The sequence below is a fragment of the Psychrobacter sanguinis genome, from assembly GCF_020736705.1.
Lineage (GTDB): Bacteria > Pseudomonadota > Gammaproteobacteria > Pseudomonadales > Moraxellaceae > Psychrobacter > Psychrobacter sanguinis.
This window is the reverse complement of sequence record NZ_CP085990.1, coordinates 3,268,463-3,279,895: the sequence shown is the minus strand read 5'-3', so window position 1 is coordinate 3,279,895 and position 11,433 is coordinate 3,268,463. Positions and strand designations below refer to the sequence as shown.

The window sequence follows — 11,433 nt, the reverse complement described above, 5'->3', positions numbered from 1 at the left end:
ATCGTGGACACTAACATGACAACACAATCTCCTAATACACCCAAACGAAGGTAAGCATCCGACCATCCCATCTTTTTTTCTATTAAAAAATGCGAGATAGTGTCCATGAACAAATAATCGTGGACACTAACATGACAACACAATCTCCTAATACACCCAAACGAAGAACTTACAGCGCCGAGTTTAAAGCACTTTTAGTAAAAGAAGCGACAGACTCAGGTCGATCAATTGCCAGTATCGCTCGAGAGCATGGCATCAACCAAAACCTTCTACATAACTGGAAACGCCAGTATCAGCGCAAGCAGAATCAAGCTGACACATTACCTGGTGCTATAAACAGGTCTCATGATCCAAACCCGCACTTTATCCCAATCCATCTTGAGCCTGAAGGTGCGCATCTAGGCTCAGCCTCCGTCATACAAAACATCAAACTGCAAATCACAGCTCGAGCATCTGGGACGATAAACCTCAACATTAGCCAAATAGACACTCAAAGCTTGATTGACCTACTACGAGGACTGCAATGATACCCATCACTCACATCTGGCTATCCACCACGCCTATGGACATGCGATGTGGTAGTGGCAAACTACTGGCCCACATCCTCACCGAGCACCAAAGCATTCGCCCTCACTGTGCCTACCTGTTTTACAACAAAGCAGGCACACGCCTAAAAGTATTCATTCATGATGGGCTTGGCGTATGGCTTTGTAGCCGTCAGCTTGATGACAATAAATTTCATGGCTTAACCAAACAGCTCACCACCACTCAAACTGGTATCAGCATCAACCGTGAACAATTTAATGCCTTAATCAGTGGACTGCCTTGGCGTAACATGGGCAAAGATAAATTAACCCCCATCCTATAAATAGCAGATGACAGGCAAATAAAACTCTGGCAACATATCGCCATGACTGTTGCCAACTTATCCGACTTATCAAAAGACCCCACTTACGCCGAGCTTCTGGTGAAAATCCACCTGCTTGAACAGCGTAATGAGCACCTGCAGCAACAGCTTGTTCAAACAAACACAAGTCACGATCAACTACAGCAGCTTTTTAACCAAGTGGTTGAAGAAAACCACAAGCTATATGAACAAGTGCTTGAGCTCATCGAAAAACAAAAGCGGCTTATTCACCGGCTCTATGGACAAAAAAGCGAAGGCATCACTGCCAGACAAACCCACTTAAACTATGAGGCGGCGCAAGAGGACTTAGCGCATCTTGAACAAATCCGAGATGACTACCTTAGCGGCTTAAGCCAAGATGAGCTTGCCAAGCTCCCTGCTATTGATCGTACTCAGGCAGAAATCCTCATTGATGAGGCTGAGCTTAAAGCCGCCAAAGAGAAGACAGATGAGCTGCCAGCTTCAGCTACTGATCAGCCTAAAAAAACAAAGCGTGCCAAATACACAGTGATTCCTGACAACCTTGAGGTGAAAACCCAGGTTCACGAACCACTTACCACCGTCTGTGACTGCGGCTGTCAAATGAAGCGAATTGGGGAGGATAAACAAGACAAACTTGGCATTATCCCTAAGCAGTTTTATATTGAGCGTCACATCTACCCTAAATGGGTATGCCGTGAGTGTGACATCATTCATCAAGCGGCTACCCCCAAGCAGATTATTAACAAAAGCATCGCCACCCCAGAGCTGCTTGCACACATCCTTATTAGCAAATATGCAGACCATCAGCCCCTATATCGGCAAAATATTATCTATCAGCGAAGTGGGGTAAATATCCCCGATGCTACTATGGCAGATTGGGTAGGACGCTGCGGCGTCGCCCTTGAGCCTTTAGTCAGTCGCTTGCATGAACTATTACTGTCTGAGCCTATCTTACATGCCGATGAAACCCCGGTATCTATCATGAAGAACCATGTAAAGGTAGGTGGTAAATCATTAAAAAAAGGCTATGTCTGGGCGTATCTTACGCCACAGCACAGCTCCTTAAAGGCGGTGGTCTATGACTTTGCTGAAAGTCGTCGTAATGAGCATCCTAAAGCCTTTTTAGATAAGTGGCGCGGTAAGCTGGTTTGCGATGATTACAGCGGGTATAAGTTCTTATTTCATCAAGGTGTGACAGAAATCGTTTGTCTGGCTCATGCACGGCGTAAATTTCATGAACTGCATGTCACTGGGCAAAGTATCGTGAGCATTGAAGCATTAACGTTATTTAGGCAGTTGTATGCCATTGAACGTGAGATTGATGAGCGATTTGAAAAAAATACACCCCCAATACCAAGAGATCCCCAAGTAGTTCGGCAAATCAGGCAAGAAAAAGCCAAACCAATTGCCGATAAGCTGCACCAATGGTTACAAGAAAAAAGACAGTTAACCACTAAAAATGCCAGTATTAGTAAGGCGATGGATTATTGCCTGAAACGTTGGCAGGCGCTGACTCAGTATCTAGATGATGGCAGGCTGCCGATTGATAATAATTGGGCGGAGAATCAGATGCGTCCGTGGGCACTTGGGCGTAAAAACTGGTTGTTTGCCGGTTCGCTGCGAAGTGGGCAGCGGGCTGCGAATATTATACCAATTCTAAAAAATAACACTCAAGTCGCACCACTCCCGCTGAGTGATAGACCTAATTAAGTTAGTCTCATTACACAATGCATTCCAAGCGTCACATGCCGCATCGACAATCGCATCATAACTCTCAAAACAGCGATTAGATAACCAATGCTGTTTAAGGTACTGCCATACCTGTTCAGCAGGGTTAAGCTCAGGTGAGTAGGGAGGCAATTTAAGCATGGTCACATTGTCTTGATCCAAACTTGGTTGGTGCCATAGCGCCCCATCCATAACCACCACGGCATGCCGACCTTCAGGAACAGCTTTACTGATTTCCTCCATATGCAATGCCATGGCTTGCTTATTCACATAAGGTAGAACAAGTCCAACACTCTCACCTGTCGCCGGATTAAAGGCACCAAATAGATAAGTCGATTCAAACTGCTGTTGCCTGACGACTCGAGGTCTTTGTCCTTTATAGTGCCAAACCCTTGTGATAGAGCCTTGTTGGCCAATACGTGTTTCATCCTGAAACCATATATCAACTTGCTTGATATCAACACCATCAGGTAGAACTTGCTTTACCTGCTCAAGGAAGTTTTTTTATATGCCTCCATGACTTTAGGATCTGCCTTAGGATGCTGACTACGCGCAGATATCCAGCTCATACCAATACGTTTCATGAGAGGATAGATCGCTTTAGGGGTATAGTTGGCGTTAAATTGTTCCTTGGCGATTTGTGCGATGTCTTTTGCCGTGAGCCTACCACCACCTCTTTGCTGCTGAGCTTCTACTATCGCTTGTTTGAATGGTTCTATGTCTTTTTCTGCTAAAAGACTCTTTCTGCCTCTGCCAGCTGCGTCATAGACACTAGTGATACCATGCAACCAGTATTTCCTTCTTATGGTATAGACGCCTCTAGGGTTATAGCCAAAGTTCTCTGCTACGGTCGCTATAGGATGACCTTGACTCAGTTGATGCAGCATGAGTAGTCTGATTCGCGCTCTGGCATTGCCTTCTGTTTTAGATAGTTGCAGAAAATCGTGGTCTGTGAGTTTATGATTTCTAGGGGTCTTTTTCGGCATATGATTCTATTATGTTGTTGAGTTGATTATATTGTATATTATTTTGTGGAATTGGTATTATGTCAATCATTCAGTCAGCTCGCTTAAATGGCTTGGATGTGTCTGCTTATTTGACAGACGTGCTAAGACGCCTGCCTACTCAAGAGGATCTGGATGAGTTGTTGCCTCATCGCTGGGTGCCACCGCAATAGGGGTTGGTCGGATGCTTACGCTATGTCTATTAAATCTGTATAGATAAAATTTCCTTCTCAAATTGAGTGAAGCGAGTATAGTCTTTCATTTCATCAATGCCAGCTTGTTCAGCGAAGGATGCATAAAAATCTTTAAGTTTTTTGCAGTCTGAGAATATCTCGATATATAATACTCCCGGAAAACTAGACCAAAAAATTGTAGCAAATAAGATAGAATAACCTTTAGAAAAAGAGGTCTATCTAATGACAAAAGTACGTAAGCGTCACAATGCTGAATTTAAAAGCAAAGTCGCCGTTGAAGCCATCAAAGAACACAAGACCCTCAACGAGTTAACCACAGAATATGGGGTTCATGCAACCCAAATCAGCAACTGGAAAAAGCAGGCTTTGGCAGTTATCCCTACTGCATTCAATACCAAACAGCAAGCCAACGAACAAGCCCAGCAAGCTATTATCGATGAACTACATAGGCAGCTAGGGCAAGTTATAAGCGAAAGAGACTGGCTTAAAAAAAAGTCCTTACAGCTACCCTGAGCACTCGTAAACAACTGCTAGAACCTGACAACAAGGATTTTAGTGTTCGTAAGCAATGTGAATTACTCAGTATCAACCGCTCAAGTCTGTACTATCAGCCAAAGCCCATCAGCGAGCTTGATATTACCCTGATGAACCTGCTTGACCAGCAGTACACCAAGACCCCATTTTATGGGGTTAAACGCATGACAGCGTATTTGAGGCAACTAGGCTATCAAGTGGGAGAAAAGCGAGTTAGGCGCTTACTACGGCAAATGGGGCTAGACGCTATTTATCAGCATCCTAACACGAGTAAGCCTAACTCTGAGCATCAAGTTTACCCGTACTTGCTTAGGCATGTACCGATTAGCCGTTGTAATCAAGTGTGGAGTACTGATATCACCTATATTCGCCTAGCCAAGGGCTTCGTATATTTGATGGCGGTGATAGATTGGTACAGTCGTTATGTTCTAGACTGGTCGCTATCTACCACGCTTGAGGCGGATTTCTGCGTGGATACGGTGAGCAGCTTATTGCACAATGGGTTACGCTGTGAGATTTTTAATACAGATCAAGGCTCTCAGTTTACCAGCCCAAGATTTACCAGACCGCTCATTGAGCAGGGTATTGCTATCAGTATGGATGGTCGCGGTAGGGCACTGGATAATATCTTTGTGGAAAGGCTTTGGCGGTCAGTGAAGTATGAATGCGTGTATTTGCGACAGTTTGAGACAGTCAGTCAGGCAAGAGCAGGTTTGAAAGAGTATTTCGAGTTTTACAATCATGAGCGTTTACATCAGTCGCTCGATTACCATACTCCTGCACAGGTTTATCTGGCTAACAATAGTTCGGATAATAAATCGTTTTATCAACCCAACTCTATCTTAATTTTATGATAATTTGGTCTAGACATTGGGGAGTACCTTAATATATTCAGGTCGTTTTCTTAAAAAGTGCTTTTTAAAAGCGCTACCACTTGTCTTCTCGTCTGATGCTAATTCCGATATTACATTTTTGGCATCTTGAATTAACTGACTTCTATCAACCTCTATAAAATTATCGAGGAATGACATTTGTTCACTAGAAGTAAGGTCCTGATTTTCTTGCTCTGTATTATTAACGTTGGTATTAACACTTTTATTTCCCACTCCTTCAACTTGATTATCCGGAGATTTCGTTGGTGACAAACCTATCTGGTTTGCACCCCCTATTTTATTTAGCTCATCCTTATTAGAGCTACTGGGCTTGTTATGATTAGCTTCTTCTTTATTGTTTGGGTAATCATCACTAGATTCATCTACCTGCCTAGCGATATCCTGGTTTTCCGAGTCCAGAGCATCGGTATTCTCTTTATCATCTTGGGGAGTAGGTTGATTCATTAGAGTATCACTATCAGTCAAATCATTAGCCGCTTGTTGGGCTGGTTGAGCATCACCTTGAGAGCCGCTTATAGAGTTTTCGTCGGTAGATGAGACCGCAGTTTCTGACTCGAGCTGATTAGGGTTAGTATTATTCTTAGTATTCTGACCTTCGGAATCACCTGTCGATACATTTTCTGCTTTTAGACCATTAGATGTATCTTCGCCTGAATGAGGCTTAGTGATTTTTTCTTTATCATTAGTTGTGTTTTGTTCAGGAGTATTCTTTACACTTTGTTGCTCTTGTGGCTTATTTAGACTTTCATTATAAATACGCTCTATTTCTTCAGCCTTAGCTTTGACGTCATTTACGATATTTTGGATATCTTCTTCATTAAAGTTACTTACGGGTAGTTCAGTTCTCTCTAATTCAGAGAAGAAATTAATATCAAACACATTAGATTGCAGTTGACTTATATTTTTAGCGTTATATAGATAGTTTAAATAGCCTTCATCTAATCTTCTACCTAAATAATATATAATAAGTTTAGAAAAGTCAGTTTTTGAATATAGGGTGTCTAAAAACGCTAAGTCTTTCTTCAAGAACTCTAGGTTACTTTCTAAATAATTATTATCCGAAAGGTTGTAATAATGAGCTAAGAATGATGATGCTAAAAAGTGGCTTTCGGAATTAACTATATTATCGAGGAGCACTTTTTCAGATACTAAAAATGGCTGATGAGTCAGAGGGCTATTATCAGTTTGAATATAAGATTCTGCACCATTTGAGTAGGCGTCATCTAACTCCTTAATTTCTTTCCGTAAAGCCCTACAATTGTTGAATATATTTTTATTATTTTTACTTAATTTATAGTTAATGAATAACCAAGGATATAATGTTTTGTTATGAAAGCTCTTTAGCTTCTCAGGTAGCTGTGTATGACCATAGCTTATTAATATATCATTAAATAAATTATTATTAATAAGATCTGGGGTTTCTAAAAACTTAGGATAATCGAGTATTTCAAGAAGTTTATTTCCTTTATCATGATCTCTTAGTTTAATTTGATAACCTACCCACTCAGTCCAGAGACGCTCAATGCTTGGGTCATATCTAACAATAGAGTGAGACTGTAAAATCTCATTTTCTAGCAGATTAAGTGCGTGATGTGTCAATGAATAAAAAGTTTGAACAGCTTGTATGGATATATACAATGTAGAAGAATTTCGCGATATATGGAGGTCTGAGTCGTTATAGTCATCAACCAAGCTAGCTATCAAAAAGCCATCTTCTTCTGTAATTGAGCCGATACTAATCGTACTGTAGCTTAATAGTAGTTCGAAACTTGATTGAGATCCATCAAAATAAGTAATGCGTGATGGTGAAGTACGCAAGTAGCCGAATGCTAGCCAATCCAACCATTCCTTGTGGGTAATAAGTATACAGTTGCTGTTTGCTATAGAATTATTATTGGTGGTGGTTCAAAAAGTAGGCTGACATTAGACATATCCATGATTGATGTAAAAGAAAGCTAAATCAAAGGCTTTAAAGTGATTTTCCAGCTTTTTAGAAAAGTTACAACTTCGCCTAAATGCTCGCCTTACTCGATGTCTGATAGTGCAATTATTACCTTCAATACCGACCGTGAAAAACTTGCCAATGACTTGGGTAAAGCCCTTAAAACCGGTAACAAAGCTATCCCAGGTATCACTAGCGATTCTAGCACAACTTACGCCTAAGGCTTGCAGTTTAGCTTTAAGCTTTTTGACAGTGTTAAGGTCTCGTTTTCCCCACACATAGGCAACAATTTCACCTGTGTCACGGTGATAGGCATAAATTAGCCATTGTTTGTTGGTCTTCTTGCCTACGAATGTCCAAAGCTCATCGACTTCAAGACAGTCGTATTGCCTTTGCTTGGGGGTTATTTGGTAGTGACACTTTTTTAGGGTGGCCAGTACTTTGCCTTTGCTGATTCTCTCAACGCAAGCGATGTCTTTTATGCCACTGCCTCGAACCATAAGATGGCGTATTTTGCTATCTTTTTGGGAGTGACAGCCTTGGTACGTTAAGGCATGGTCGCCAATAAACTGCCGTTTGCAGTCTTTGCATTTATAGTTTTGTTTACCATAGCTTTTGAAGCCATTTTTCTTTATACTGTCACTTAGACAGGCTGGGCATTTGATGTATAGTGTGATTTGCATTTCACTATTTTATCAATTTCTCAGCCTGTTTTTTTTCAGCCTACTTTTTGAACCACCACCTTATTATTTTCCATTAGAATATATCCCAATCGTCTTCTTCATCATCATCTACTAAATGTGGGTTTTCAATTTTCTCATAGCTACCAGCTGGTAAATCGGTGATGTATTTATGAGATGCTTTCCCACTATAGGTTAAGAATAGGTCCTTACGACTCCGAGTTACAGCAACAAATAAAAGCCTTTGATCTAAGCCTGGAGATTTTTCTAAAACGTGTGGAAGTACTATCTGCTTGTTAATAGTCAATTGAGGAACGTAAACTGTATCGAAATCTAACCCTTTTGAGCTATGGTAGGTCATGATAAAAACAATAGGCTGCTTATCACTTTCGTCCAATTCGCCAAAGCTATTACCTAAATACCTATAAGGTAGCTTGTGACGTTTGAAATAGCCATTAACTTGCCTATAGTCAAGTTTAGTATTATGGTCATTTAGATTAACGTCTTCAAAAGGTCCAGCTGGAGATATATTTTGAGATTTATATATTTGATCTCTGCACACGACAAAAAAATCATCCCCACCCGATTTTCATAGGTTTAGGGGTTAAAAAGCTAACTAACTGTCGAAATACAGTCTTATCATTGTTAAAAAACACCAAGCGAAGACCTTCGATCAATAAATCCAGGCCAAGCGCAAACAAACTGGCTTGAGGTCGAGCGTTTGACTTTAACTTGCGTTTTAACGGCTTATCTTTGTCTTTATAAATACCGACATGATAAGCCCAACAAAATGCTAAGGCGTTCACTGCGACTAATTTACTGACCCGATCAAGATGGGTTAAGTGGGTATCTTCAAGATTAAAGCCACGCCCCTTTAGACAAGCAAATAAAGTCTCAATTTCCCAACGCTTAGCATAGCTTGTCATCGCATCCACTGTTTCTAGTTGATTGGTTGCCACAATCACTAAATCATAGTCTTTATCACGCTTGGCAAATACTCGAACCAAACAACCATCGACAGTCAGTATTCGCCCATGTCGATATGTTTCTTGATGGCTAACATGGCGAAATAATTCTTTAATCTGTACCAACTTGCCATGATGATTCTTAACTTTACTGTTCTTCTTAATCCGTATGGCAAAGGGTATGTGATTATTGGTGAGCCAGTTAAACCATTTTTCGCCAACAAACTCTCTGTCCGCTACTATCATCTCAAGGTTATCTTTGCCAAATTGTTTGATAAACCGCTCAATAAGTTCACAGCGTTCAAGATGGTTTGTATTACCTCGCTTATCTAGCATTTGCCAGTATAAGGGGATGGCTATCCCTTTATATACCACCCCTAGCATAAAGATGTTGAGGTTACTTTTACCCCATTTCCAGTTGGTACGGTCAATGGTTAAGGTGACTTTGCCTAGCCTAAATAGTCGATATATCATTAAAGCCAGTTGATCGTAGTCTGTCCTCGCTTCGGCAAAAAATCGCTGTAGTCTGCGATAGTGACTGTCGGTTTTACCACCCTTAGGAAGGTGTCTTGCTATTTTTTTAAGATTACTGCTTTGAGCAGTAATCAGGGCTATTATCATTAGGCTCAAACATGTGATTCTTGCCTTGTTCATACTCAGGTTTTGGGTTAAAGTTTCACTAAGTCTGTTAAAGTTTGGCATGGTCTGATTCGTCTTGAAAATTACTATTATGCCTTTGCTTTAACAGACTTTTTTGTTTTTTTGTCGTGTGCAGAGATATTTGATAAAAGAATTTTTTAATATCTGAATGGTGTGTGAATAATATGCAACTCGGGCTGCCTGGCGCTGCGCGCTGAACCGCATTATCAGCAATCCAGCTAAATTCAGATGCCTCACTGTCAAACTCAACAATTAAGGGTGTATTATCGCCATTTGTATTTTCTGGAGAGCCTTCATTAATTCTGCTATCAGGAAGTATTTTTTTGGCTAAGTCTCTCATGGATTTTGTTAGTCTTAGAATCTCTGTAAAAACAAGCTTATTGGGTTTAAAGATTTCATCGATTTGAGTTTCTTCAGCGCTTCCCTGATAAATACTTTGTTCGCAGTCACCAGCTATAAATAAGAAGTTCGAAAGAGCTTTTATTCTGTTTAAATCATTAGGACTAATGTCTTGTACCTCATCGAGAAATACAAAGTCATACTTCTTTTGGTCCCTTAAAAATTTCGTATGTGTTTGAATGTTTATAAAGCCTTTATTCTCTGCAACAAATGTCTTCTTTATCAGTTCTTTCATGGCATGAGTATACGTAATAAAGCAATAAGTCTCACGAACTCCCAAAGACTTTCGATCTGCCCTTAGTTTAACTGCTAAGTTAGCTAGGACAGTCGTCTTACCAGTACCCGCAAAGCCTTGAACCCAGTAAACGGTCTTTTTACCTTCCCTAACTGACTTAAGCATTTCATTAATATAGCGTGTCTGTCTATCTCTGAGTTTATTAAACGGTATCCACCAAGCCATAGGAACCTCTATTTATTAAGTAAGTTATTATTATTTTTTGTTTGTACAAGATTATTATCAGAGTATACAGATGATTTTTCCTTACTTTTAATTTCTTCAATCAACTTTTCAGCTTTACGTTTTGTATCATCATCATTCAGTATACGACTTATTTTTAGAAGGTCTTCAGCTTCATCATAGTCAATATATCCAAAGTCATAGCCAGACATTATATTATTTTTAGCTTTCTCAAGTAATTCACGACCTTCTTTATCTCCTCTGCTATGCAGAATGCGACCCAATACAATCAAAGCACTATCGTATGAAGGATCATGTTCAAGCGCTAATCTAAGATATTTCTCTTGCTCAGGACCAGAATATCTACAGGATAAGTTATATGCATTAACAGCATTAGGCTTGCGTTTATAAGCTAAATTAGCCCACTCATTAGCTAAATTAGGCCGTCCAGCTCTAGCATATGCATAGCATATAGTCGTTGAATAATCATAGGTACTATCCATTCTTTCAATGCCTTGGTATAGCTCTGCAGCAAGTTCATACGCACCGGCATCTAAAGCGGCATCCGCATATGCTTTTACTACATGTATTCTTGGTCGTCCCTTATAGTCTAATAAGTCTTGATTAAAGGCTTGTTTGGCTTTCAATAATCTAGACTCAGTTTCAGTAAGCTCTTCATTTGATAATGGATTTAGGATGCTTGATGCAACGGTTTTACCTGCAACTGAAGCTGTGATACTTAAAAGTTTTTCTTGGTTGATGGAGGCCGTAACATGAACTTCATCACCTATATTGAAATATTCATTATCTGAGTCAATTGTGATGATACCTAGCAGCTTGTTTTTGTTACCTACACAAATTGGCAATTCGATACTGGACTGCTTACTATTTGCAACAACTAGAGTGGTTTCAAAAGCTGAAGGATTAGGAACAGGAGAGGAGGCAGGTATAATAGTTTCTAAAATTTCATTTTTAGTAATAATATAAATACTTTCTGAAGTTATAGGCTGAATGAAATCTATATCTAATCCGTGATAGCTGAAACTGACCCCTGCCGTCAAATCCGTACACCTAAACTTGGGAGATTT

At 40.1% G+C, this 11,433-nt stretch carries 12 protein-coding genes and 1 pseudogene; 5 read left to right on the top strand and 8 right to left on the bottom strand.

The window, feature by feature from the left end; translation table 11 throughout:
- Nucleotides 1-131 precede the first annotated feature (131 nt).
- Genes tnpA through tnpC form a run of 3 tightly spaced genes read left to right on the top strand, consistent with a single transcriptional unit; the run spans nt 132 to nt 2,599 of the window.
- Nucleotides 132-527, top strand: coding sequence for an IS66-like element accessory protein TnpA (gene tnpA / locus LK453_RS13815; RefSeq protein WP_227954008.1), 396 nt, complete (start codon nt 132-134; stop codon nt 525-527).
- The gene (gene tnpB / locus LK453_RS13810; protein ID WP_227954007.1) at nt 524-868 is read left to right on the top strand and encodes an IS66 family insertion sequence element accessory protein TnpB; all 345 of its coding nucleotides are present in this window, start codon (nt 524-526) and stop codon (nt 866-868) included. The genes tnpA and tnpB overlap by 4 nt, the downstream gene beginning before the upstream one ends.
- 42 nt (nt 869-910) lie before the next feature.
- The gene (gene tnpC, locus LK453_RS13805) at nt 911-2,599 is read left to right on the top strand and encodes an IS66 family transposase (protein WP_227954006.1); all 1,689 of its coding nucleotides are present in this window, start codon (nt 911-913) and stop codon (nt 2,597-2,599) included.
- On the opposite strand, the gene LK453_RS13800 is transcribed toward tnpC, so the two are convergent.
- Together LK453_RS13800 and LK453_RS13795 are read right to left on the bottom strand one after the other, a co-directional pair.
- Nucleotides 2,546-3,058: an IS630 family transposase gene (locus tag LK453_RS13800; RefSeq protein WP_322746167.1), complete on the bottom strand. Its 513-nt coding sequence runs from the start codon at nt 3,056-3,058 to the stop codon at nt 2,546-2,548. The two genes, tnpC and LK453_RS13800, sit on opposite strands and share 54 nt — an antisense overlap.
- A gap of 41 nt (nt 3,059-3,099) precedes the next feature.
- Nucleotides 3,100-3,603 (bottom strand): winged helix-turn-helix domain-containing protein, encoded by a 504-nt coding sequence (locus LK453_RS13795; protein ID WP_227954005.1) that lies wholly within the window; start codon nt 3,601-3,603, stop codon nt 3,100-3,102.
- Between the two features lie 56 nt (nt 3,604-3,659).
- Here LK453_RS13795 and LK453_RS13790 point away from each other — a divergent pair.
- A pseudogene (locus LK453_RS13790) lies at nt 3,660-3,794 on the top strand (transposase domain-containing protein); the annotation flags it as partial.
- A 243-nt stretch (nt 3,795-4,037) separates the two neighbouring features.
- Nucleotides 4,038-5,203 (top strand): IS3-like element ISPpy1 family transposase gene (locus LK453_RS13785; protein ID WP_169393513.1). Its coding sequence is split into 2 segments (ribosomal slippage): nt 4,038-4,311 and nt 4,311-5,203, totalling 1,167 coding nucleotides; the frame shifts between segments, so codons are not numbered across the junction.
- A 9-nt stretch (nt 5,204-5,212) separates the two neighbouring features.
- Here the strand turns inward: LK453_RS13785 and LK453_RS13780 are convergent.
- The 6 genes from LK453_RS13780 to LK453_RS13755 form a co-directional block, all read right to left on the bottom strand.
- On the bottom strand, nt 5,213-7,060 hold the full coding sequence (locus tag LK453_RS13780; RefSeq protein ID WP_201542341.1) for a hypothetical protein: 1,848 nt from the start codon (nt 7,058-7,060) through the stop codon (nt 5,213-5,215).
- Between the two features lie 105 nt (nt 7,061-7,165).
- The gene (locus LK453_RS13775; RefSeq protein WP_227953986.1) at nt 7,166-7,867 is read right to left on the bottom strand and encodes an IS1 family transposase; all 702 of its coding nucleotides are present in this window, start codon (nt 7,865-7,867) and stop codon (nt 7,166-7,168) included.
- Nucleotides 7,868-7,940: 73 nt separating this feature from the next.
- Nucleotides 7,941-8,426, bottom strand: coding sequence for a 3'-5' exonuclease (locus LK453_RS13770; RefSeq protein ID WP_201542392.1), 486 nt, complete (start codon nt 8,424-8,426; stop codon nt 7,941-7,943).
- A gap of 10 nt (nt 8,427-8,436) precedes the next feature.
- Nucleotides 8,437-9,450, bottom strand: coding sequence for an IS4 family transposase (locus tag LK453_RS13765; RefSeq protein WP_227945131.1), 1,014 nt, complete (start codon nt 9,448-9,450; stop codon nt 8,437-8,439).
- A gap of 67 nt (nt 9,451-9,517) precedes the next feature.
- Nucleotides 9,518-10,348 (bottom strand): AAA family ATPase, encoded by an 831-nt coding sequence (locus tag LK453_RS13760; protein ID WP_227954004.1) that lies wholly within the window; start codon nt 10,346-10,348, stop codon nt 9,518-9,520.
- A gap of 8 nt (nt 10,349-10,356) precedes the next feature.
- Complete coding sequence (locus LK453_RS13755) at nt 10,357-11,406, bottom strand: tetratricopeptide repeat protein (RefSeq protein WP_201542345.1); 1,050 nt, start codon at nt 11,404-11,406, stop codon at nt 10,357-10,359.
- Nucleotides 11,407-11,433 lie beyond the last annotated feature (27 nt).